Here is a 23,517-nt window from a genome sequence, read left to right as displayed (position 1 = left end):
GGGATGAAACGGTTTTGGCTATGCTGAACCGAATCTAACGCAGGAGTTGTTATGAGATTTCTTTCGTTGAAAGTTTTTCCGTCGTTTGCTGCGCTATTGCTGGCGGCGTGCGCCGGCGTTCCGTCTCAAACGGTGCCGCAACCGGGCAAGCAGGGCTGCGGTGCCTTGCAGGGCTGGCAGCTTGCCGCGGCGGATATCGGCTTGCCGACCTGCGGCGCAAAAGTCGATAGCGCAGACTGGTCGGCCGTTCCGGGCGGGCAGGGCGACTATTGCCACGTACAGGGACGCATTCTGCCGGTCGATCCGGCGGCACCGCCGATCCGTTTCGATTTGGGGCTGCCGGCTGGCTGGAACGGCAAATCGCTGCATCTGGGGGGCGGTGGCTACAACGGCACCGTCATTCTCGCCACCAGCGACGTTCCCGCGCCGCCGCTCGACATGCTGTCGCCATTGGCGCGCGGCTATGCGGTATTTGGCAGTGACAGCGGTCACGAGTCTGCACCACCGTATACTGCCGACCCGAAAAACCGTTCGCTCGATGGCCGCTTTTTGCAGAATGACGAAGCGTTGCGCAATTTCGCTGGCGATGCGCTGAAGAAAACCCGCGATGTTGCGACGGCGCTGCAAGTCGCGTTCTACGGCAAGGCGCCGATCCGGCGTTATTTCGCCGGTGGCTCCACCGGCGGGCGTGAGGCGCTCGCCGTGGTGCAGCGCTGGCCCGATGACTACGATGGCGCAATCGCGGCCTATCCGGCCTGGAATGCGGCAACGCTTGACCTGGCATTCGGGCGGATTTCCCGTGCGCTGGCCCGCCCCGGCGCCTACCTCGATCCGGCGGCGCAAGGCTTGCTGTACCAGGCGCAGATTGCCGCCTGCGATGGCGATGACGGTGTACGCGACGGCTTGATCAGCCATCCGGAAGTCTGCCGTTTCACACCGATCAAGCTGCGCTGCGCACGCGGCAAGGCCGCTGGCGCACAGTGTCTGAGCGATGCGCAGATCGCCGCGGTGACGACGATGGCGACACCGCTGACGCTGCGTTATCCGGTGGCGAGCGGTGAAAAAGGCTACCCGGGCTTCAATGTGCTGAGTGGCGCAGATCTGCGCGGTTTCCTCGGTTGGGGCGAGCAGGCACCGACGAGTCCGGGACAACTGGGGCAGCCGTATATGGCGCAGTTCTGGGACCACTGGGTCCGCTACGCCGTCACGCGCGACCCGGCCTTCGATGCCCTGTCACTCGATCCGGCGCAGCCCGGGCCGTGGACGGCGAGGGTCAGTGCGCTGACGGGGTTGCAGGATGTCAACCGGACCGACCTGAGCCGCTTTGCCGGGCGTGGCGGCAAGCTGCTCGTGCTGCACGGTGCCGCCGATGCGCTGGTCAGTACCCGATCGACCATCGATTACATGGGGCGGGTCAAATCCACGATGGGCGACGCGGCGACAGCGGCGTTCTCGCGCTTCTACGTGGTCCCCGGCTATGGTCACGTGCTTGGCGCCTTCATGGCATCGTGGGATTCGCTGTCGGCGCTCGATCGCTGGGTCGTTGACGGCGTGGCGCCGACGCAGCAGCTGGTTGCCGATGCCAATGCCGATACCCGCGGACGGAGCCGGCCGCTGTGCGAGTACCCGACCTGGCCACGCTATCGCGGCGGTGACGTTAACGCGGCGTCCAGTTTCGAGTGCGCCAAGGAGTAGTTGGCGACGTTTTCTGACGCTGGTGCCCGGGCATCGCTTTGTCGTGCGATGCCCGGGCGCCGTCGAGGCGCCTTGGCTTCGAGCGGAAGCGATGGCTTGAGCGCCAGATGAAGCCCGGCGCCGAGTCCGATTTGATCAGTCGTGCATGACGCCGGCGCGCATGCCGCGCCGATGGCGCACGGTGATCAATACCATCATCACCGAGACGAACAGACCGAAGCCGAGCACGATGGTGTGCATCGGCGGCAGACCGCCGCTGCCGAACTGCCTGATCAGCAGCGCGGAGGCATCTGCCGGCAATGGCGTGCTCAGATACTTCACCAGCATGGCGTGCAGGCCGACCATGACGAGAATGCCGAGGTTCTCGTTGAAATTCTGCACCGCGATCGAATGACCCGCGCCCATCAGCAGGTAGCCGCGATGCTGCAGGATGGCGTTCAGCGGGACGACGAAGAAACCCGACAACGCACCGACGATGAACATCAGCGTCGCGGCAACGGTGCCGTCGTAAATCAGCAGCATGCTCATCACCAGCATGCCCATTGCAATACCGGCCGGCAGCACCGAAAACGCGCGCTTGAGCGGCACGAAGCGACCGGCGATGACCGCGCCGAAAGCCGTGCCGAAGGCGACCACGGCGATCAGCATCGTCGCTTTTTCCATGCTGTACGCCAGCCAGATCACCGCCCAGTTGAGGACGACGAGCCGCATCGTCGCACCGGCGCCCCAGAACAAGGTCGTCACCGCCAGCGACAGCTGGCCTTGCGGGTCGAGCCAGAGCCGGCGGGCACAGACGATGAAGTCCTTGGTCATCTGTACCGGGCCGTGAATCAATGGTTTGAGCTGGACGTTGAGCTTGGGGATGTAGAGATTCAGCCATGCTGCAGCGAGATAAATCGCCACGATGACCACGATGGCGAGTTCGGCCGTGGTCGCAGGCCAAGGCAGATTGAGCTGGTGCAGCAGCGCGGCGGCCTGGCCGCCGGTCAGGAAGCCGCCCAGCACGGTGCCGAAGATGATCGCCGCGACGGTCGCGCCTTCAAGCCAGCCGTTGGCCTCGACCAGTTTCTCGTGTGGCAGGTATTCGGTAATCAGGCCGTACTTGGCCGGGCTGTACGCCGCGGCGCCGAAGCCGACGACGGCGTAGGCGAGAATCGGCGGTGCGCCGACCAGCATGCCGACGCAGCCGGCGAGCTTGATGCCGTTGCAGATCATCATCGCCTTGCCCTTGTGCATCGAATCCGCGAACGAACCGGCAAATGGCGCCAGAACGACGTAGGAAACGGTAAAGCACCAGAGCAGCATCGATAGATGCCATTCGGGGGCCAGCTGCTGTTTGAGCAAGGCCAGCGCAGCGATGAACAGGGCGTTGTCGGCGAGTGCGGACAGGAACTGCGCGCCCAGAATCAGGAAAAATCCACGGTCCATTCTGTGATCGGTGCCGGTGCGGAGACGTCGGGGGTTATAACACGTTTGCCCCGTCGGCCGTCGTGTTCCGGTCCGCGAGGCCGGTGACGGCAATATGCCGGAGACAATGCGCCGGTCTGACGTGGCTGCGTGCTAAGATGGGGACCGTTTCTGCTCCCGCTCCCGCGCGCCGATATGGATTCATTGTCATTGCTGGTGAGCGTTTTCACCGACTACGGCTATCTAGCCGTGTTTCTCGTACTGCTTGCCTGTGGCTTCGGCGTGCCGATTCCGGAAGACATCACGCTGGTGGCTGGCGGCATCATCGCCGGCCTCGGGTATGCCAATGTGCATACGATGTTCTTTGTCGGTATGGCCGGCGTGCTCGTCGGCGATTCGGTCATGTTTCTGCTCGGCCGCTATTACGGCGCGCATGTGCTCCGCTGGCGCTGGGTCGCCCGGATCATGACGCCCGAACGTTATGCCGCCGTTCAGGACAAATTCTCCCGCTATGGCAACCGCGTGCTGTTTGTCGCCCGCTTCCTGCCAGGACTGCGCTCGCCGATTTTCCTCACTGCAGGCATGAGCCACTGTATTTCGTACTGGCGTTTCCTGTTGCTCGACGGCTTGGCCGCGCTGATCAGCGTCCCGATCTGGGTCTACCTCGGTTACTACGGCGCCTACAATCACGAATGGCTGTTGCTGTGGATCAAGCGCGGGCAGACCGGCATCCTGATTCTCATCGCGTTGATCGCCGTTATCGTTGGTGTCTGGTATTGGCGGCATCGCCGCTGCAACCGATCGACGCAGGCAACGCAAGACTGACCCTCTCTTACAATACGTCCGACCGTTCGCCATGTCCCGCCCCATTCAGGTCCTGATCGATCCAGCCGCCATTGCCCACAACTACCGCCGGATGAAGGCGCTGGCACCGAAGGCGAAGGTCTATGCGGTGACCAAGGCCGATGGCTACGGCCATGGTCTGGCGCGTGTCGTCGCTGCCTTGCCCGAAGCCGACGGCTTTGCGCTGCTCGAAGTCGACTGGGCCATCGGCTTGCGCGAGGCGGGCGTCACGCAACCGATCCTGCTGCTCGAAGGCGTGTTCAGCGCCGATGAAATGCGGCTGGCATCGCACCACGCGCTGACCGTTGCCGTGCACGAAGAGCGTGCATTGGCCTGGCTGGAAACGCTGGTGCTGCCAAAGCCGCTGGATGTCTACGTCAAGCTCAACACCGGCATGAACCGGCTCGGCTTCGTGGCCGATACCGCCGCTGCGGTGGTCGCGCGGCTCCAGGCTTGTGCCAATGTCGCCAGCATCACCTTGATGACCCACTTTGCGACCGCCGACGATCCCGATCGCGGCATTGCAATGCAGCTGGCCCGTTTCGATGCGGCGGTCGCCGGACTCGACCTGCCGATGACGCTCGCCAACTCGGCCGCGACCTTTGATTTTCCCGACGTGCACCGCGACTGGGTCCGCCCCGGCGTCGCGCTCTACGGCGCCACGCCGTTTGCACACCGTAGTGCGGCATCGCTGGGGCTGATTGCGGCGATGAGTTTGCAGAGCGAAATCATCGGCGTACAAATGCTGCAGGCTGGCGATGCAGTCGGCTATGCCGCTGCGTTTACCGCGCCCGAACCGATGCGTATCGGCATCGTTGCTTGCGGCTACGCCGACGGCTATCCACGCCATGCGCCGACCGGCACGCCGATTCTGGTGGGCGGTGTGCGGACTCGTTTGCTCGGGCGCGTGTCGATGGACATGCTTGCGGTCGATCTGAGCGACGTGCCGCAAGCGCAGATCGGTACGCCGGTCGAGTTGTGGGGCAAGGGTCTGCCGATCGACGAGGTCGCCGCGGCGGCCGGCACGATCGGCTACGAGTTGATGTGCGCCATCGCGCCGCGGGTGCAGGTCAAAACGCTGTAACGGCCTGTTGATCGGTCTCGTAAACGCGCACGGCTTTCATTACAATCTTTCGCTTTGGCACTTTTTCCGCGCGAATCCGTTGTGCTTTGCTGACGGTGCCGCGCGATCGGGCCAGATTTCTCATTTCATTCAACCTGCAGGTTGCATCATGGCATTGATCGTCCAGAAGTACGGCGGCACCTCGGTTGGCACGCCCGAGCGCATCAAGAATGTCGCGCGGCGCGTCGCCAAGTTCAAGGCCCAGGGCCACGACATCGTCGTCGTCGTTTCCGCAATGAGCGGTGAAACCAACCGGCTGATTGCGCTGGCCAAGGAAATCCAGACGAATCCGGATCCGCGAGAGCTCGACGTGATCGTTTCGACCGGTGAACAGGTCACCATCGGCCTGCTGGCGATGGCGCTGAAAGAAGCCGGCGTCGATGCCAAGTCGTACACCGGTGGCCAGGTCAAGATCCTCACCGATTCGACCCATACCAAGGCCCGGATCCAGTCGATCGACGACGACGCAATGCGTGCCGATCTGAACGCCGGCCGTGTCGTCATCGTCGCCGGTTTCCAGGGCGTCGATCCGGAAGGCAATATCACCACGCTGGGTCGCGGTGGTTCGGATACCTCGGGCGTCGCCCTGGCGGCCGCGCTGAAAGCCGACGAGTGCCAGATCTACACCGACGTCGACGGCGTCTACACCACCGACCCGCGCGTCGTGCCGGAAGCCAAGAAGCTCAAGACCATCACCTTCGAGGAAATGCTCGAGATGGCCAGCCTCGGCTCCAAGGTGCTGCAAATCCGCTCGGTGGAATTCGCCGGCAAATACAACGTCAAACTGCGCGTGCTGTCCTCGTTCCAGGAAGAGGGCGAGGGCACGCTGATTACCTTCGAGGAAGACCCGAACATGGAAAAGCCCGTCGTCTCCGGCATTGCCTTCAACCGTGACGAAGCCCGCATCAACGTGACCGGCGTGCCCGACAAGCCGGGTATCGCCTACCAGATTCTCGGCCCGGTGTCGGATGCCAATATCGACGTCGACATGATCATCCAGAACGTCGGCAAGGATGGCACCACCGACTTCAGCTTTACCGTGCCGAAGCCGGATCTGGCTCGCACGATCAAGGTGCTCGAAGGTGTGCAGGCGCACATCGGCGCGGCGCAGATCGATGGCGACGACAAGATCTGCAAGATCTCGATCGTCGGTGTCGGCATGCGCTCGCACGTCGGCGTTGCTGCGACGATGTTCCGCACGCTGGCCGAAGAGGGCATCAACATCCAGATGATCTCGACGTCGGAAATCAAGATCTCGGTTATCGTCGACGAGAAGTATCTCGAGCTCGCCGTGCGCGTGCTGCACAAGGCTTTCGGCCTCGACAAAGGCTGATTTCAAGAAAATCCGCCAAGGTGGTTGACGGGATTTGGGCCCGAAGGTAATATCCAGCCTCCCTTGACGGAGACGTGGATGAGTGGCTGAAATCACTCCCCTGCTAAGGGAGCATAGGGGCCAAAACCTCTATCGAGGGTTCGAATCCCTCCGTCTCCGCCAGCGGACCTCGCAGTACCGTAGTAACAGCAGAAAGTAACAGTGCACCCGTAGCTCAGTTGGATAGAGTATCTGGCTACGAACCAGAGGGTCGGGCGTTCGAATCGCTCCGGGTGCACCATTACCTGCTTCAGTCCCCATCGTCTAGAGGCCTAGGACACCACCCTTTCACGGTGACTACCGGGGTTCGAATCCCCGTGGGGACGCCAGCATTCAGAGAACGGCCTGACAGTGATGTCAGGCCGTTTTTTCATGCCTGTCGATGGTGAGGCGGCCCCGCAGGGTTCGAACGCATCGCCATTCGGCGACGGTACCCGGGCCCCGTCAGGGGTATCGAGTCATCCTCATGGATTTCATGTTGATTCCGGCCCCCGTGTTTCGGGCGGCAACGAACCGCTTCGGCCCGCTCGCCTAAGGGATGGGGTTTAGCTCCGCGTTGCCGCGGTGAAGGCGATTTCGATCTGCAGCTCCGCCGATGCCAGCTCCGCCCTTACGCAGGCACGGGACGGCGCACAGCCTTCTGGCAGCCACTCGGCCCAGATTTCATTCAATGCCTTGCGGTTGGCAAGGTCGGGCAGATAGATCGTCACCATCATCAGGCGGCTCTTGTCCGAGTTGATGGCGGCCAGCGTCCGGTCGGCCTGGGCCAGCAGGGCGCGGGTCTGCTCGGCAAAGGTGTTGCCGCTTTCCGGGACTTCGACGAAGCAGGCGATGCGGTTGAAGACCACGGCGTCCGACCACAGCGAGGTCGGGTTGTGGCGTTGAATGTCGTTATTGCTCATGGATGGTCCAAATCGATGACGGGCTGCCGGCAAGCCGGCGAGCCGCCATTATGCGCCAGCCGGGCTCAGCTTGCCTTGAGCCAGTCCCGCAGCCGCTCGCGCAAATTGACCAGATCATGGCCGCAGACGATTTCGATGTCCTGCTCGTCGGCACGATGTACTTCGTGCTCGGTCGGCCGGCTGACGCTGACCAGCATAGCGCGTGCATCGAGTTCGGAAAGGTGCGAGACGCTGTCGAGTTTGAACAGGACATTGTTGCCAACGCCGAGGCCGGTCTGGCGGTTTTCGGGTTGCTGGGTCTTGCACTCGACCAGATAGAGCTGGTTGTTGCACAGCAGGGCCAAGTCGTACTCGTTCTTGACGCCGTCCTGAGTGATGATCTGTACGCCACACGCAAGGTCGTGGATCGGGCATTGGCCGATCAGGCTGGCCGCCTCGGCAAACAGCCAGTATTCGAGCCAGCCACCGTTGAGATAGCGCAGCGCCTGCGCGTCGTGCAGTTTCAGTTCGCCACCGTGCAGCAGCGTGACCAGCCCGGCCTGTTCGATCGGCATCAGATAGGGTTGCAGTTCGCGTGGCAACGGCGCCGTCAGGCCATTCTCGTCGGCGCGGATGACGTGCTGCATCAGCGAGTAGAGCTGGCGCGAATCGCGGCTGGCAAACCACGCCATATGGCGGGCGAGTTTTTCCAGTTGCGGATTGCGATGCTTCAGATCGACGGAGGCTTCGATGATTTCGCAACCGAACAGGCCGAAGTAGCCATCGAGCGTCAGCCGGTCGGCGATGTTGTAGCCCTGCTCCGGCGTGACGTTGGGCAGGTGATTGAGCCAGACCAGCGTATCGCGCTCGGGATGGATGACGAAGCTGGGTACCTGACGCAGTAATGCAACTTCCTGTGCCAGCGCGGCGAGAATGGGGCTAGCGCCGCTCAGATTGATCAGCGTCGGCATCCCGGCGTCGTTGATGATCTGCGCCAGCGCGCCGCGCAGCAGGCTGGGAGAGTCTTCGCTGGACAGTTCGATGATGTCGCAACCGATCTGCGCCGCCGCCGCGGTTTCGGCCACGGCCGCCGCGGCATCGAGCCGGTGGCGGTGTGCAGCGATCGTCATGTGACGGATGCCGAACACGCGGTCGAGCGCCGGTGTGATGATGTCGGACTGAACGGTGTCCAGCGGGCAGAGCAGGTGCATGGCCATTCCAAGCGGGTGCGAGAGCCCGAGTCTAGCAGCGCCCATCAGGCTCGCGTGTACGGGGGACGAAGCTGTTGTGCAGCCGTCATCCCCCGCCGGTTTCAGCCCGTTTTCAGCGCAGCGATCCGTTCGCGGAGGAACTGCTTTGCCTGGGCTTCGCCGTCTCGGATCAGTCGGCCGAGGTTTTCCGGGCTGCGATCGATCTTGGTTTCGTAGTCCAGCGCCTCCTGTAGCGGCTGCGACATTTCGATGAACGGGATGTGGTAGGGCTGGGCCGGTTCGTCGTCAAAGCAGCGCGGAATCAGGATCGGCTCGGTGATGTGGAACTGGCCGAGGAAGTCGGTGTTGAACGCACCGCGCAGCAACAGGTCGTTGAGGAAGCCGACGTGGGTCAACTGATGGAACAGCGACATATTGCCGATCATCTCGTTGCGCCGATCGGCGATCTGCTCGGGCGCCTGCGGTACCTGCTTGCAGCCCGTTGGGTTGATCTTGATGACCCAGATTTCCTCGGGCAGGTTGTCGGCGCCGACAAAGGCGGCCTTGGCGAGTTCGTCGACCGGCGGGTTGTCCGAGAACAGCCCGTCCCAGTACGCGCCGCCTTCGAATTCGACCGCCGGAAAAATGTTCGGCACGGCGCACGACGACAGCAGGTGTTCGATGCAGATCGCCTGTTCGCGCGAGTTGAACTTCACCAACTGGCCGGAAAGGATCTCGGCCGCGCCGAGCAGCAGCGCCGGCAGGTCCGGACGTGGCCCGGTCGCGGCGAGTTCGTCGAAGTCGATGTGCTTGCTCAGCAACGTAGGCAGATCGGTGAAATGCGGCCGCAACTGCGATGTCGTCAGGCTCAGCATCGTCCTGATCAGCGGCGAGTACGGGCTGAAGGCGAACTGCGGCAAGTGGCCCTTGTTGGTTGCGCGCAGCGATTCGGTGACATAGTGGTTGAAGTGCTCTTCCGCCTGCGTCTGGGCGGTGTTGTCGGCCCAGAAGTCCATCAGGCGCTGCGGCACGTTCTCGTCGCCCTTGAGCAATGCGTACCAGACCAGCGTGGCGCAGAGTGCGCCGCCGGAGGTGCCGCTGATGCTGGTGAGCCTGAAGTGGTCGTCGAAGCCGCCGTCGTACAGCGCTTTCAGTGCGCCGGCGGTAAACGCGGTCTGGCTACCACCGCCCTGGCAGGCGATGGCGATGCGTCGTTTGCTCATTATTGTGGTTTCTCCCTGGTGATACGCTGAATTAGTGCGCGGTCCAGCCTCCGTCGACCGGCAGTGCCGTCCCGGTGATCGATGCCGCGCCGTCGCTGCACAGGAAGGCCGCGAGCGCGCCGAGTTCATCGACTTCGACGAAGCGCTTGGTGGCCTGTGATGCGAGCAACACATCGCGGATGACTTCTTCTTCGCTGATGCCGCGCGCTTTGGCCGTGTCGGGAATCTGTTTTTGTACCAGCGGCGTCATCACATAACCGGGGCAAATCGCGTTGGCGGTGACGCCGTGTTCGGCCAGTTCGAGCGCGACGGTCTTGGTCAGGCCGAGAAGGCCGTGTTTCGATGCGACGTAGGCCGATTTGAACGGCGAGGCCACGAGGGCGTGCGCCGACGCGACATTGATGATTCGGCCCCAGCCACGCTGCTTCATGCCGGGTACGGCGAGGCGGATGGTGTGGAAGGCGGCGCCGAGGTTCAGCGCCAGGATCAGATCCCATTTTTCTGGCGGGAAGTCTTCGATCGGAGCAACGTGCTGGACACCGGCGTTATTGACGAGGATGTCCAGCCGGCCCAGATCGGTTTCGATCTGCGCGATCAGGGACGCGACAGCGTCGGCGCTGCTGAGGTCGGCGCCGATGAAACGGATGTCGGCGCCGGTATCGGCCGCGAGCTGCGCCCGGGTGGCCTCGATATCACTGGCGTTGCCGAGACCGTTGAGGACCACGGTGGCCCCTTCGCGGGCTAGCGCATGGGCAATTCCGAGGCCGATGCCGCTGGTTGAACCGGTGACCAGTGCGACTTTACCGTTGAGCATGACGTTCTCCGATGGGGGGCATCCAGATGATATAGCACCATATCATGTCGATTGGATGCGCACCGGTGCGACGCATCGGCAAAGCTGGCGTTGGTCGACAGGTCTGCCACTGATATTGTTACGGCTGTTTCCACAATATCGAGCCGCAATGTCGACGGACGACTTTACCGCTGACCTGTACACCCATCGTGAGGCTGAAAAGCGCCATCGACTGCGGCGTGCCCGCACCGGTGCGACCGGCTTGCTGCTGTTGATGGCTGCGCTGGCCTTGCTGGCGCTGAGCGTTGGTGAAGGGCGTGGTGCCTGGGGCTATCTGGCGGCGTTTGCCGAGGCCGCGGTCGTTGGCGCCCTGGCCGACTGGTTCGCGATCACGGCGCTGTTCAAGCATCCGATGGGATTGCCGATTCCGCATACGGCGATCGTGCCGCAGAACAAGGCCCGCATTGCCGACAGCCTGGGGCAGTTCATCGAAACCCACTTCCTGCTGCCCGAGGTGCTGGCCAAACGCATCGATGACTTCAACCCGGCCCGCAGGCTGGCGGTGTGGCTGGCCCGGCCGGCGAATGCGCGGCAGCTGACCGAACAGGGCACCCAGCTGTTCCGTTTCGTGCTCGACATGCTCGACGATCCGAAACTGTCCCAACTGGTGCGCGATCTGGCGGTCAAGCGACTCGGCCAGCTCGATCTGGGCAGCCGCGGCGCCGCGCTGCTGCAGATCGTCCGCCATTCGGGCCAGCACCAGAAGGTATTCGACGGCGTCATCGAGGCGGCGCTGTCGCGGCTGGACACGCCGAATGCCCACGATTATCTGGCCGGCGTGATCGCCAACGAATTCAATGTGCTGCGCTGGGTGGCGCTCGACGAAGCCGGTGGGCGCTATCTGGCGCGCAAGCTGATCGGCGCTACGTCGCAGGCGCTCGAGCGCTCGCTGGCCGAGCCCGATCACCCGCTGAGGCAAGCCTTCGACCGACAGCTCGGTGACTGGATCGGTGCGCTGGGCCACGATGCGGAGACGCGCGAACAACTGGCGCAATGGCAGCGCAAGCTGCTTGATGACGAGGGCTTGCAGAACGGACTGGAACAGCTGTGGCGCGATGCGGTTGGCTGGCTGCGGCACGACCTCGAGCGTGACGATTCGCAGATCCGCGCCAAGGTCGGTGCCGCGGTCAAGCAGTTCGGCCTGCGCTTGCGCGACGATACGGTTTTTGTCGATTGGTTGAACGCACGGCTGCGTACGTTTGCGGCGCAATCGCTGGCGCGTTATCGCGGCGAAATCGGCGTGTTCATCGCCGACCAGCTCAAGGGCTGGGACGACAAGGTGCTGGTCGAGCGCCTGGAGCTGAATGTCGGCATCGACCTGCAGTTCATCCGCGTCAACGGTACGCTGGTTGGCGGGCTGATCGGCCTGTTGATCTATACGGCAAGGCAGTTTGCCGGTGTTTAAAGACCCCAATGCAAAGGAAATGAACATGGAGTGGATCGACGTACGCAGTGACACCGTGACCCAGCCGACGCCGGCGATGCGCACGGCGATGGCGGAGGCGGTCGTTGGCGACGACGTCTACGGCGACGACCCGACCGTTGTCGCGCTCGAAGTCGCGTCAGCGGAGCGGCTTGGCAAGGCCGCGGCGCTGTTCGTGCCCAGCGGCACTTTCGGCAACCAGCTGGCGCTGTTCACGCACTGCGAGCGCGGCGACGAGGTGATTGTCGCCGAGGACAGCCACATCGTCTGGCACGAGGTTGGCGGCGCGGCGATCATTGCCGGCGTCAATCTGCGGCCGGTGGCGGTGCTAAGCGGTGACGCCGTGCGTACGCGCATCCGCCCCGGCGGCGACATCCACCTGCCGCGCACTGGCCTCGTCTGTGTCGAAAACGCGCGTGGCGCAGGCAGCGTGACGCGCCTTGAGACGATGCGCGAGATCTACGAGGTGGCAAAAGCCGCCGGCATCCCGGTTCATCTCGACGGCGCCCGGCTGTTCAACGCCGCCACGGCATTGGGTGTCGAAGCGCGCGAACTGACGCAGTACGCCGACAGCGTGATGTTCTGCCTGTCCAAAGGCCTGGCCGCGCCGGTTGGTTCGATTCTCGCCGGCCCGGTGGATTTCATCGAGAAGGCGCGCAAGAAGCGCAAATTGATGGGCGGTGGGCTGCGTCAGGCCGGCGTGCTGGCGGCGCCGGGTCTGATTGCGCTGAATGAAATGAGTGCGCGACTCGGCGACGACCACGCCAATGCCAAGCGCTTGGCCGAACTGCTCGAAAAGCTGCCCGGCGTGGTCGTCCATCGCGACCAGCTGGAGATCAATATGGTGTTCTTCGAGTTGCTCGATATCCACCAGAACCCCGACGACCTCGTCGCCAGGCTGCTCGCCCAGGGCATCAAGGCCAATCCGCCCGAGGATGGGGTGTGGCGTTTCGTCACCCATTGGCAGGTCGGCCCGACCGAAGTCGAGCGCATCGCCCACGCTTTTGGGCAAGCCTTGCTGCATTGAGCAGACCGGCCGGCTGCTAGCCCGGCCAATTGAATCAGCGCGGCGCTTGCCATGCCTTCGGCGTGGGCGCGCGCTGGCGGTAAAGAGGGAAACACCATGGCCGTCCGCCCCGTCCTGAAAATGGGCGCCCCCAGCCTGCTGCAACGCTCCGAGCCGGTCGTGGCGTTCGATACGCCCGAGCTGCACGCGCTGATCGCCGATCTGTTCGACACCATGCGCGCCACCAATGGCGTCGGCATCGCCGCGCCGCAGATCGGCGTCAACCTGCAGGTGGTGATCTTCGGCTTCGACGCCAACCCGCGCTACCCGGACGCCGAGCCGGTGCCGCAGACGGTGCTGCTCAATCCCGAGATCACGCCGCTCTCAAACGACGAGGAACTCGGCTGGGAAGGCTGCCTGTCGGTACCGGGCCTGCGCGGCGAGGTCCCGCGCTATACCCGCATCCGCTACCGCGGCTTCGACCAGTACGGCGAGCCGATCGCCCGCGAAGTCAGCGGCTTCCATGCTCGCGTCGTCCAGCATGAATGCGACCACCTGTGGGGCGTGCTCTACCCGCAGCGGATTCGGGATATGACGCGGTTCGGGTTTACCGATGTGCTATTTCCGGGCGTGAACGATACGCCGGAGGAGTGATACGCCTCAGTCTGAGCGCCGGCTGAGTGCCATCGGTCGACTTGCGATTTTCTGCACTGATTCAGCAGGCCATTCCGGCCTCTCTAAGGAATGGGCGTGATTGCCCCACCAATAGGCTGTGGAATACATGAATGCACGGGCCAGTGCGCGGGCGCTTGGTGTACAGCTGTATACGCTGCGTCATGCGCTTGCAATTGATGTACCCGCCGTGCTGGCTGAAGTGGCGAGGCTGGGCTATCGCGAAGTGGAGCCTGCTGCGCAGTTGCCGACTTCGCCACAAGGGCTTGCACGCTACTTGGGCGATTGTGGTCTGACCGCCCCTGCTGCACATATTGATTACAATCGACTGCCTCAGGAACTGGGGGCGCTTGTTGATCAGGCCGGCATACTCGGACATCGCTATCTGGTTGTGCCTTGGATCGATGAAACGTTGCGGCAAAGTGCCGATGATTGGCGGCGCATTGCCGACAGGCTCAACGTTGCCGGCGAGCTATTGCGCAAGCTTGGCATTGGTTTGGCTTATCACCATATCATTTCGAATGGATAGCCGTTGACGGTGAGGTGCCAATGCAGATTCTCGCCTGCGAATGTGATCCGGATAACCTGAAATTCGAGCTGGACGTATGCTGGATGGCGGTTGGTCGACAAAGTACGGTGACGTTTTTTCGTCAAAACCCGGGTCGAGTGCCATTGCTGCACCTCAAGCAAATCAACAGGCTTCCGCCACTGCACGCTTCGTTTTCTGGCCTGCTTGAGGAAATTGCCGATGTTGGTCCTGGCGTCGTCGACTGGGTACCGATACTCGCTGAACTGGATGTCGCCGGCGTGGAGCATATCTTTGTCGAGCACGATCAGCCGACCGATCCGATGGCCAGTATTGCACGCAGTCTTGACTACTTGTCGGATCAATATCCGCAATTGGTCGGAGCTTGCCGCGAGACATAAAGCGATCAATTTATGCCAATCCGAGCCACACCCACACCCACACCCACACCCGCTACTGTGGCTGCGACCTAGATGGGCAGCCGATCGCAGGCGAGGTTAGCGGTTTTCATCCCCGCGTTGTCCAGCACGAATGCGACTAGGTTTCCAGTGTGGATTTATATTTTCTTGGATGGCATTGGCGGTGAAATAAAGTTCAGCGGGGACGTAAAGAAGACCGTAGTTGGTGCTGAGGAAGTCTAGCTTTGATTACAGAATGATTTCCCAGTTTCCTGGTGGCGGAGAGGTATGCAACACCTTGTACGTGTAGTTGCCATTGACTCGGGCACCAAAAATCAAAGAGCGAGTGTAAGCTCCGACAAGAGCGCCACCGTACTGGAAATCATTTGGTCCGGCTGCTGCGGAAACGGATACACGTCGGGTCAAAGCGTGGCGCGGCCCGGTAATGTTCTGTTCGGTGATCGTTCGGCCCGCAGAGTTGTATCCTGCCGCGTGTGCAACGTGGATGACGACATCGGGCGTTACGCTGAACCGGCATCCTGACAGCGTCGTCGTCATGAAAAAGATGTCCCTTTTCGAGTATTCGAACTCCGCTCTAGCGGCCACAGTGGCTTCATGATTCCGCCACGGTAGCCAGAACACTTCAGCGACTTCGGGCCCGTATTCCAATGTCTGTTCCAGCGCGTATCCGTTCGCGCCAAAGGCGAGTGGCCGGGCTTTCACTCGTATGATGCCGCGGTTGCTGGCGTAATCATTCAACTCAGTCTGCAAATACTGGCCAACAAGGTTGATTTGACCCAAGGTATTCGGCCCTGCCTGTACGTTCCTGAGTTGCTTCCAGAAGGACTTCATGCCGTTTTCTCCACAGGTGGCAAAGGCGGATAGAGGATGGGTCGGTTGATCGGTAGTTAGGCTGGTTGTGAGAATGGGGCAGAGGTGAAACCCGGACCGAAACTCGTCGATTTTGGTTGGGGGCGATTTGAGCGGGTTCAGATCGGGTCAAGGCGCTCTTTAGGAGAGTGATGCCGGTTGCGGTGATCTTGATGAATGTTGTTGCTTGTGACCGTAGGTTTTCACGCATTCTTGTGCATTGTCCGCTGCAACCACATCGATGATGGATAATTTTCATGAATGTTTCATTCATCTTAATGTCTCGTGATGTCGCTTAGAAGGGTTTGGCGCGGGTTGTTGGAGTTTTGTCCCGGCAGAGGTCACGACCAACGCCCCGCTATGCGGGGCTTTGGGCTGTGCGGAGTGCTGCTCAGCGCAACCAGCCCTCAATCTTGCCCACAATCTCCTTGTCATCCGGCTTGGTCATCGGCGTATACGCGGTGACGGTTTTGCCGTCCGGGGCGATCAGGTATTTGTAGAAGTTCCATTTCGGCGTGGTGCCGCTGGCCTTGATCAGGTCGCGGTAGAAGGGATTGACGTCGTCGCCGCGCACCGCCGATTTTTCCATCATCGGGAATTGCACCATATAAGTCAGCCGGCAGAAGTCGCCGATTTCCTTATTAGTTTCGAGTTCCTGCTTGAAATCGTTCGATGGAAAGCCGACGACCAGCAGTCCACGATCCTTGTATTTGGCGTAGAGCTTTTCGAGTTGTTCGAATTGCGGCGCAAAGCCGCATTTGCTCGCGGTGTTGACGACCAGTACGGGCTTGCCGGCGGCCTGGCACAGGTCGAACGGCTGGCCTTGCAGGGTCTTGAACTGATGGTTGAGCAGCGGCGGACACGCCGCTTGGGCTGCGCCGATGGCGAGGCCGAACAGCAGGGCCGGAATGAAGCGGAACATGGTGATCTCCGTGAACATCGGTTCAGCCTACGCCGGCGTCATGCGGGCGACAATGACGGGGTGGAAGCCGAAAGCCGCGGCGAGCCAAACCCCAGGGTCACGGTGCCGCCAAGGGGCCCTTTAGGCGCCGAAGCGGCGGTAGTGCGTGCAAGTACGACGAGCAAGCGCCACGCCGCCTGCAGCGCCTGTCGCGCTCAGCCGGCGTCCACGTCGGGCAACTGGATCATCCCGGTGTGGTAGTTGTATTCGTAGACCTCGCCGTAGCGGCCCCATTCGATCACGGTCTTGAGCGCCTGTTCGGCTTCCTCGGCGTGCAACGATTCGCGCAGCAGCTTGAGGAAGGGTTCTTCCGGCAGCTCGCCATCGTTTTCCTGTCGCAGGCTGTGGCGGATGTGCGCGGCCAGTGGCACGTGGGCGAGCAGCTGTTCGCCGAATAGCCGCTGGCGTTCGGTGTTGTCGGCTTGAAGGTAGCGCTGGCCGAGCGCGGTGACGACGACGTCGCCGTGCGCCAGTTGCGCCAGACCAAACAGATGCAGCGCTTCGGTCAGCGGCAGCAGCTCGTCGTCGGTCAGCTCGGTGTCTTCGGCGAGTTTCGGCAGGTCGGCGCGGCCGTTGAACGGTGGTTCCATCAGGAGTTCGAGCACGCCTTCCATCCGGTGCACGTCGGCCTCGGGCAGGCGGCTCGCGATAGTCAGGCGCGTTTCCTCGGCGGCGCGGCGCGGCGCCTTGGCGGTCATCAGCGCGTAGATCTGGTCGATCAGCGAGCGCACCTGCGGGCTGTCGGCGTCGCGCGGGCGCGGCAGTGGAATGCGCAGCTCGGCGCGCACCCGGCCGGGGTCGCTGGCGAAGATCAGCACGCGGTCGGCCATCATCACCGCTTCCTCGATATTGTGCGACACGACGAGGATGCCCTTCATCGGCGTGGTCTTGCCTTCCCACAGCTCGAGCATGTCGTCGCGCAGCTGTTCGCCGGTGAGTACGTCGAGCGCCGAGAACGCTTCGTCCATCAGCAGCACGTCGGGCTCCATCACCAAGGCGCGGGCGATGCCGACGCGCTGGCGCATGCCGCCCGACAGCTCGCGCGGCAGCGCGCCCTCGAAGCCCGACAGGCCGATCATGTCGATTGCCGCCTCGGCACGGCGCGCACGCTCGGCAGCGGCGACGCCTTGCGCTTCGAGGCCGAGTTCGACGTTCTGTTGCACCGTCAGCCAAGGGAACAGCGCGAACGATTGAAACACCATGCTGATGCCGCGCGCCGGACCGTACAGCGGCTGACCACGATAATTGACGTCGCCACCGTCGGCATTGATCAGCCCGGCCATGATGCGCAGCAGCGTCGATTTGCCCGAGCCGGATTGGCCGAGCAGCGCGACGATCTCGCCGTCGCCCAGGGTGAAATCGACGCCCGATAGCACGGTGCGCGCGGCGCCATCGGCCGAGCGGAAGGATTTGCCGACGTTTTTCAGTTCGATCAGTTTTTCGGTCATGGTCTTCGATCTTTCAAGAATGCATTTTCGATTCGGCGATCCGGTACAGCCGGCGCCAGACGAAGTGGTTGAGCCCCATCACGAACACGCACATCACGCCGATGCCGAGCGCGATGCGCGGAAAATCGCCGGCGGCGGTCATCTGCGCGATATAGCTGCCCAGGCCCTGCGCCTGCAGTGTCGTCGGCCCCCAGGAGACGAACTCGGCGACGATGCTGGCGTTCCACGAGCCGCCGCTGGCGGTGATCGCGCCGGTGACAAAGCTCGGGAAGATCGCCGGCAGCAGGTAGCGCTTCCACTTGAGCCAGCCGGAGAGGCCGAGGTTCTGCGCGGCGTAGCGCAGTTCGGTCGGCACCGTCGATGCGCCGGCGATGACGTTGAACAGGATGTACCACTGCGTGCCGAGCACCATCAGCGGCGCCAGCCAGATGTTCGGATTCAGGCCGAAATGCACGATGGCCAGCACGGCGATCGGGAACATCAGATTGGCCGGAAAGGCGGCGAGGAACTGCGCGATGGCCTGCAAGCGATCGGCCCAGCGCGGGTTCAGGCCGATCCAGATGCCGACGGGCACCCAGACCAGCGCGGCCAGCGCGATCAGCAGCAGGACCCGGATCAGCGTGTAGAAACCGAGCACGAACACGTGGCCGGTTTCAGCCCAGCCGACTTCGGCATGGATGAAGCCGGACAGCTGCCACAGCGCGATCAGCACCAGCGCCGCAATGACCGCGTCGGCCGCGCGCGACTGCCAGGCCGGTGCAGGCCGGGCGCGGGCGAGGATCGATGTGCCGTCGTGCGTCTTGCGGAACCAGGTGAAGCTGCGCTCGAACACGGCGATTCCGGCGCGCGCCACTTTCTGGATCACGTCGGTGCGGCGTAGCAGCGTCAGCAGCCACGACGACTGCGCTGCGTCGCTGCCGGTGGCCTCGAAGCGGAACTTGTCGGCCCAGGCGAGCAGCGGCCGGAAGAACAGCTGGTCATACAGCAGGATGCCGATGCCCATGGCCGCGATCGCCCAGCCGATCGCCCCGAGGTCGCGCGCATCGATCGCCGCGGCAATGTAGGAACCGATGCCGGGCAGCTTGATGTCCTGACCTGAGACCGAGATCGCTTCGGACGCGACGACAAAGAACCAGCCGCCGGACATCGACATCATCATGTTCCACAACAGCTGCGGCATCGCGAACGGTAACTCCAGCCGCCAGAAGCGCTGCCAGCCCGAGAGCTGGAATACGCGCGCCGCTTCGGACAATTCGTTCGGCACCGTGCGCATCGACTGATACAGCGAGAACGCCATATTCCATGCCTGTGAGGTGAAGATCGCGAAAATGGCCGCGCATTCGACCCCGAACAGATTGCCGGGAAACAGTGCGATGAAGCCGGTGACGGTGATCGACAGGAAGCCGAGTACTGGAATCGACTGCAGGATGTCGAGCATCGGCACCAGCACCTTTTCGCAGACGCGGACCTTGGCGGCGAGGGCGGCGAAAATGAAGCTGAACAGCAACGACGCGGCGAGTGCGATGAACATCCGCAAGGTGGTGCGCAGCAGGTAGTACGGTAGCGAGGTCGGGTCGAGCGAGATCGGCAGCACCGCCCCGATCTGGTAAGGCGCGATCATTTGTCGCGCACCGTAGGCGAGCAGGACCAGGGTCGCGAGAACCAAAGGCAGCAAGGCCCAGTCCCAGCGGTTACCGCCGGCGTCGACGACCTGACGGGGAAAATATTGGAAACGAATCATGCGCGGTCGCTGGGCAAGTTGAGGGGGGCGGGCGCGGGCTTGGCGGCTCGGTCCTGATCGATCATCAATATAAACGTTCGAGTGGCGCTGGCGTTGGCCGGCAGGCCCGGTTCAAACGGTAAGATCGCACAGTTCAATTGCAACAATGCGTACGCGCGACACGCGTGCAGCGCCTGTTTCAGGCGCGGGTAGAGGGTGTTTTGTTACCAAATGAAATGGCTGTGTAAATTTACCCCATTATTATCATTTTCTTTCTGGCGTTGTTGGCTTGGCAATGGTAAATATTCCGCATCACTTGGGTGCGCTGATTTAAGGGTCAATTTTGACTCGTTGTCGTTGGTGTAGCGCATTGATTGGTTTGTTGTTACCCGAAACGGGTATTGGCATGGCATCGTTTTTGGGGTGGAAAGCGATGTTTCCAGCGGACAACGCTGCGCACTGCGCATAAAAATCGATGTTTTTTTGTGTGATAGGCTGATCACGATAAACGTGCATGGGGCCATGCCTTGCCCGAAGTCCACTGTTTCAGTGGGGGCTAGGGCTGGACGACTCAGCATGCGAACAAGATGGCTCTCGATCGACTGGTAAGGGTTTTTTATGGCAAGCAACAAGAATTCGAATGGTGCATTGGAGCAACTTTCCGGGGTGACGCGGGCGACGGTATTGGCGATTTCCATTTCCGCCATTCCTGCCGCAGCGTGGGCCGGTACGTGTACCAATTGCATCGGCGATATCAGCGGAAGAATTTATTTCCTGGGCCGAACCTCGGATTTGAAGCATTCGGTCTGGCTCTCCAAGGTGTCTCCGGGCGAATTCGATGTCAGCTCCGCGATGACCAACCAGCCGTATGACCGCTGGACGCAAAATCGTCCGGGCTTGCATGTCACCGTCTCGCCCGAGCAGGCGGAATGGGGCGGCACGCACATTCTGTACAACTATGAAAACGCCCAGACCTCGGTGAATGACCGCCGGTTTGTTGACTCTGCCAATCAGCAGCCGGGCAGGATTACCTTCCCCCCCAATTTCAAACCGCCATCGCTGCCGGATCAACTGCCACCGTTTCTCCGCCCGCCGGGCGGGGGTGATGGCGGCAATGGTAACGGCGGAGGGAATGGCGGCGGCAACGGTGGTGGCGGTGGTGACAACGGCAACCATCATGGCGGCGGTAACAACGGTAATGGTGGTGGCAACGGCGGTGGCACCGTGCCTCCCGCGCCGCCGCCGCAGGGCATGATGCCAACGCTGCCGGTTGCTCCGCCGCAGGGGGTGATGCCGACCCTGCCGGGGAAACCGCCTCAGGGTGTGAAGCCATCGCTGCCGGGCGGTGTTCAGCCGCCGATCGGCACGCTGCCACCGCAAGGTCTGACACCGTCGCGTCCAGGGAAACCGCCGCAAGGTCTGACGCCTTCGCTGCCGGGCGGTGTTCAGCCGCCGATCGGTACGCTGCCGCCGCAAGGTCTGACACCGTCGCGTCCGGGGAAACCGCCGCAAGGTCTGACGCCTTCGCTGCCGGGTGGCGTTCAGCCACCGATTGGTACGCTGCCACCGCAAGGCTTAACGCCGTCGCTGCCGGGTGGTGTTCAGCCGCCGATTGGCACGCTGCCACCGCAAGGTCTGACGCCTTCGCTGCCGGGCGGCGTTCAGCCGCCGATCGGCACGCTGCCGCCGCAAGGCCTGACGCCGACACTGCCGGGTGGCGTTCAGCCACCGATTGGGACGCTGCCGCCGCAAGGTCTGACGCCTTCGCTGCCGGGTGGCGTTCAGCCACCGATTGGGACGCTGCCGCCGCAAGGTCTGACACCGTCGCGTCCGGGGAAACCGCCGCAAGGTCTGACGCCTTCGCTGCCGGGCGGCGTTCAGCCGCCGATTGGCACGCTGCCACCGCAAGGCTTGACGCCGTCGCTGCCGGGTGGCGTTCAGCCACCGATTGGGACGCTGCCGCCGCAAGGCCTGACGCCGACACTGCCGGGTGGCGTTCAGCCGCCGATTGGCACGTTGCCACCGCAAGGTTTGACGCCGACACTGCCGGGTGGTGTTCAGCCGCCGATTGGCACATTGCCGCCGCAAGGCCTGACGCCGTCGCTGCCGGGTGGTGTTCAGCCGCCGATTGGTACGCTGCCGCCGCAAGGCCTGACGCCGTCGCTGCCGGGTGGCGTCCAGCCGCCGATTGGTACGCTGCCGCCGCAAGGCCTGACGCCGTCGCTGCCGGGTGGCGTTCAGCCGCCGATTGGTACGCTGCCGCCGCAAGGCCTGACGCCGTCGCTGCCGGGTGGCGTTCAGCCGCCGATTGGTACGCTGCCGCCGCAAGGCCTGACGCCGTCGCTGCCGGGTGGCGTCCAGCCGCCGATTGGTACGCTGCCACCGCAAGGAATCACGCCGACGTTGCCGGGCGGCGTTCAGCCGCTGCCGCCACAAGGCCTGATGCCGTCGCGTCCGGCGTTCGGTAATTGGAAGTTGCCAGATCGGGTAAAGCCACCGGTGGGTACGTTGCCGCCGCCGCAAGGTCTGACGCCAACGGTACCGGGTGGTGTTCAGCCGCCCGAGGGGGTCATGCCGACGCTTCCCGTTGCTCCGAATGCGCGGCTCCCGGACGGAGGCGGGCAGATTGCACAGCTGCCGGGCGCCGCCGCAACGGACCAGGCCGACCGGATGCGCACGTATACCGAAGGCGCGACGCGCTACGCGGAGCCGTGCCCGGCAACGCCTGAGGATCAGGCCGCGACGGCGGCGGGCCAGCAGCGGCCGCTCGATTGCATCCGCACCGATGAGCGCGAGCGGATCGAACGTAATCTGGCCGGCACGCAAGCGCTACCGGAAACGCCGGGCCGCGAGTTGCCAGTCGAGAGCAACTGGAACGGTTGGGTCGACAATAGCTACACGAAGATCTCGGACGAGCGCTACGGGCTCGATCTGAGCGGTCATTCGTATTCGTTGACCGTGGGCGTGGACCGCCGCCTCGACAATGGCGTGGTGCTTGGCGGGATGTTCGGCATGCAGAACAGCCGCAGCGAGCAGTTCGACGGTGATATGAAACTGAAGTCGAATGGCTTTACCGTCGGTCCGTACGCGGCGTATCAGTACGCCGAGAACTGGGTCGCCGACGCATCGCTGACCTATGGCCGTACCGATTACGAACAGCGCATCTTGATGTTCTCGGGCGACTACACGGCGACACAGTGGTCCGCCTCGGTGAATAGCACTGGCCAGTATCTGTATGGCGAGACCTACGTCCGGCCGAAGCTGTCGCTGTACTACGGGCATAACAGTTCGGGCGCCTACCAGATGAACGGGACGGTGCTGGGCCGCGACTGGGCGTTCGACAACGACGGCAGCAGCTCGAACTATGGTTATCTGCAGTTTGGCTCGGAGTTCAACCGCACCTTCGAGGGCAAGAACGGCCTGCGCTACATGCCGTACGCCGACGCCTCGATCAAGTACGAGTTCGAGCGCGCCAACGATGGCATGGTGATGACCGGCGATCTTGGCCAGATGAAAACCGGCCCGTGGTCGGGTTCGGCACACATCGGCATCCGTACCTTGTGGTCAGCCGCAACGATGTTCGAGGCCAGCATCGGCTACGAAAGCATCGGTCAGAACGATCTGGACGTGTGGACCGGCAGGCTCTACCTGTCGCACAGCTTCTGATCCTTCGGTAGCAGACAAAACAGCGGCTTAGCCCCAAGGCTAAGCCGCTGTTTTTTTTGTCACCGTTGATGCCGGTTGATGCGGGGCGATCTGCGAGCGCCCGGCGCTACTTGCCCCGGATACACATGCGCCGCGCGGTATTCAGCGGGCGGACAAAAGGCGGGGCGGGACACCAGCTTGTGATGTCCCGCCCGGTCTGCGTAATACCCATTTGCGGCTAGCCCGAGGGATCGAACGGAT

The 23,517-nt window shown here is 62.8% G+C and carries 20 protein-coding genes and 3 tRNA genes; 13 read left to right on the top strand and 10 right to left on the bottom strand.

Going from position 1 to position 23,517, the window contains the following annotated elements; genetic code table 11:
- The first annotated feature begins 51 nt into the window (after positions 1 to 51).
- The gene (locus tag R0382_RS00515; RefSeq protein ID WP_432721532.1) at positions 52 to 1,695 is read left to right on the top strand and encodes a tannase/feruloyl esterase family alpha/beta hydrolase; all 1,644 of its coding nucleotides are present in this window, start codon (positions 52 to 54) and stop codon (positions 1,693 to 1,695) included.
- Positions 1,696 to 1,830: 135 nt separating this feature from the next.
- Here the strand turns inward: R0382_RS00515 and lplT are convergent, their stop codons facing one another.
- Positions 1,831 to 3,123, bottom strand: a complete 1,293-nt coding sequence (gene lplT / locus R0382_RS00510; protein ID WP_432721531.1) for a lysophospholipid transporter LplT — start codon at positions 3,121 to 3,123, stop codon at positions 1,831 to 1,833.
- 174 nt (positions 3,124 to 3,297) lie between these two features.
- On the opposite strand from lplT, the gene R0382_RS00505 reads away from it, so the two are divergent.
- The 6 genes from R0382_RS00505 (at position 3,298) to R0382_RS00480 (ending at position 6,769) form a co-directional block, all read left to right on the top strand.
- Positions 3,298 to 3,927 (top strand): DedA family protein, encoded by a 630-nt coding sequence (locus R0382_RS00505; RefSeq protein WP_432721530.1) that lies wholly within the window; start codon positions 3,298 to 3,300, stop codon positions 3,925 to 3,927.
- Between the two features lie 31 nt (positions 3,928 to 3,958).
- The gene (gene alr / locus R0382_RS00500) at positions 3,959 to 5,029 is read left to right on the top strand and encodes an alanine racemase (protein ID WP_432721529.1); all 1,071 of its coding nucleotides are present in this window, start codon (positions 3,959 to 3,961) and stop codon (positions 5,027 to 5,029) included.
- A 148-nt stretch (positions 5,030 to 5,177) separates the two neighbouring features.
- Positions 5,178 to 6,401 carry an aspartate kinase gene (locus R0382_RS00495; protein WP_432721527.1) on the top strand — a complete coding sequence of 408 codons (1,224 nt, stop codon included), beginning with the start codon at positions 5,178 to 5,180 and terminating at the stop codon, positions 6,399 to 6,401.
- 68 nt (positions 6,402 to 6,469) lie between these two features.
- Positions 6,470 to 6,563: transfer RNA gene (locus tag R0382_RS00490), tRNA-Ser, on the top strand.
- A 41-nt stretch (positions 6,564 to 6,604) separates the two neighbouring features.
- Positions 6,605 to 6,681 (top strand) — tRNA-Arg (locus R0382_RS00485).
- Positions 6,682 to 6,693: 12 nt separating this feature from the next.
- Positions 6,694 to 6,769: transfer RNA gene (locus R0382_RS00480), tRNA-Glu, on the top strand.
- Between the two features lie 216 nt (positions 6,770 to 6,985).
- On the opposite strand, the gene R0382_RS00475 is transcribed toward R0382_RS00480, so the two are convergent.
- From R0382_RS00475 to R0382_RS00460, 4 genes are all read right to left on the bottom strand, one after another.
- Entirely contained in the window at positions 6,986 to 7,342 is a 357-nt protein-coding gene (locus tag R0382_RS00475) for a RidA family protein (protein ID WP_432721526.1), read from the bottom strand.
- A 65-nt stretch (positions 7,343 to 7,407) separates the two neighbouring features.
- A complete protein-coding gene (locus R0382_RS00470) occupies positions 7,408 to 8,532 on the bottom strand; it encodes a Card1-like endonuclease domain-containing protein (protein ID WP_432721525.1) in 1,125 nt (374 codons plus the stop codon).
- Between the two features lie 101 nt (positions 8,533 to 8,633).
- Positions 8,634 to 9,734 carry a patatin-like phospholipase family protein gene (locus R0382_RS00465; RefSeq protein WP_432721523.1) on the bottom strand — a complete coding sequence of 367 codons (1,101 nt, stop codon included), beginning with the start codon at positions 9,732 to 9,734 and terminating at the stop codon, positions 8,634 to 8,636.
- A 31-nt stretch (positions 9,735 to 9,765) separates the two neighbouring features.
- On the bottom strand, positions 9,766 to 10,548 hold the full coding sequence (locus R0382_RS00460) for a 3-hydroxybutyrate dehydrogenase (RefSeq protein WP_432721521.1): 783 nt from the start codon (positions 10,546 to 10,548) through the stop codon (positions 9,766 to 9,768).
- 148 nt (positions 10,549 to 10,696) lie between these two features.
- On the opposite strand from R0382_RS00460, the gene R0382_RS00455 reads away from it, so the two are divergent.
- The 5 genes from R0382_RS00455 (at position 10,697) to R0382_RS00435 (ending at position 14,615) form a co-directional block, all read left to right on the top strand.
- Positions 10,697 to 11,992, top strand: coding sequence for a DUF445 domain-containing protein (locus R0382_RS00455; RefSeq protein WP_432721519.1), 1,296 nt, complete (start codon positions 10,697 to 10,699; stop codon positions 11,990 to 11,992).
- A gap of 25 nt (positions 11,993 to 12,017) precedes the next feature.
- On the top strand, positions 12,018 to 13,037 hold the full coding sequence (locus R0382_RS00450) for a threonine aldolase family protein (protein WP_432721518.1): 1,020 nt from the start codon (positions 12,018 to 12,020) through the stop codon (positions 13,035 to 13,037).
- A 96-nt stretch (positions 13,038 to 13,133) separates the two neighbouring features.
- Positions 13,134 to 13,670, top strand: a complete 537-nt coding sequence (gene def, locus R0382_RS00445; RefSeq protein ID WP_432721516.1) for a peptide deformylase — start codon at positions 13,134 to 13,136, stop codon at positions 13,668 to 13,670.
- A gap of 127 nt (positions 13,671 to 13,797) precedes the next feature.
- Positions 13,798 to 14,217, top strand: coding sequence for a sugar phosphate isomerase/epimerase family protein (locus R0382_RS00440; RefSeq protein ID WP_432721515.1), 420 nt, complete (start codon positions 13,798 to 13,800; stop codon positions 14,215 to 14,217).
- A gap of 20 nt (positions 14,218 to 14,237) precedes the next feature.
- Entirely contained in the window at positions 14,238 to 14,615 is a 378-nt protein-coding gene (locus R0382_RS00435) for a sugar phosphate isomerase/epimerase family protein (protein ID WP_432721513.1), read from the top strand.
- Positions 14,616 to 14,861: 246 nt separating this feature from the next.
- Here R0382_RS00435 and R0382_RS00430 read toward each other — a convergent pair whose 3' ends face one another.
- The 5 genes from R0382_RS00430 to R0382_RS00410 form a co-directional block, all read right to left on the bottom strand.
- Positions 14,862 to 15,464, bottom strand: a complete 603-nt coding sequence (locus tag R0382_RS00430; protein WP_432721511.1) for a hypothetical protein — start codon at positions 15,462 to 15,464, stop codon at positions 14,862 to 14,864.
- Positions 15,465 to 15,873: 409 nt separating this feature from the next.
- Positions 15,874 to 16,404: a glutathione peroxidase gene (locus R0382_RS00425; protein WP_432721510.1), complete on the bottom strand. Its 531-nt coding sequence runs from the start codon at positions 16,402 to 16,404 to the stop codon at positions 15,874 to 15,876.
- A gap of 194 nt (positions 16,405 to 16,598) precedes the next feature.
- Positions 16,599 to 17,891, bottom strand: a complete 1,293-nt coding sequence (locus R0382_RS00420; protein WP_432721509.1) for an ABC transporter ATP-binding protein — start codon at positions 17,889 to 17,891, stop codon at positions 16,599 to 16,601.
- A gap of 13 nt (positions 17,892 to 17,904) precedes the next feature.
- Positions 17,905 to 19,632: an ABC transporter permease gene (locus tag R0382_RS00415; RefSeq protein ID WP_432721507.1), complete on the bottom strand. Its 1,728-nt coding sequence runs from the start codon at positions 19,630 to 19,632 to the stop codon at positions 17,905 to 17,907.
- 203 nt (positions 19,633 to 19,835) lie between these two features.
- Positions 19,836 to 20,357 (bottom strand): hypothetical protein, encoded by a 522-nt coding sequence (locus R0382_RS00410; RefSeq protein ID WP_432721505.1) that lies wholly within the window; start codon positions 20,355 to 20,357, stop codon positions 19,836 to 19,838.
- A 46-nt stretch (positions 20,358 to 20,403) separates the two neighbouring features.
- Between R0382_RS00410 and R0382_RS00405 the strand changes: the two genes are divergently transcribed.
- Positions 20,404 to 23,277, top strand: coding sequence for an autotransporter domain-containing protein (locus R0382_RS00405; protein ID WP_432721504.1), 2,874 nt, complete (start codon positions 20,404 to 20,406; stop codon positions 23,275 to 23,277).
- The last annotated feature ends 240 nt before the right edge of the window (positions 23,278 to 23,517 follow it).

The organism is Jeongeupia wiesaeckerbachi (assembly GCF_050916355.1).
GTDB lineage: Bacteria > Pseudomonadota > Gammaproteobacteria > Burkholderiales > Chitinibacteraceae > Jeongeupia > Jeongeupia wiesaeckerbachi.
Note: the sequence above shows the minus strand (reverse complement) of the source record. Positions and strands in the feature narration are given on the sequence as shown.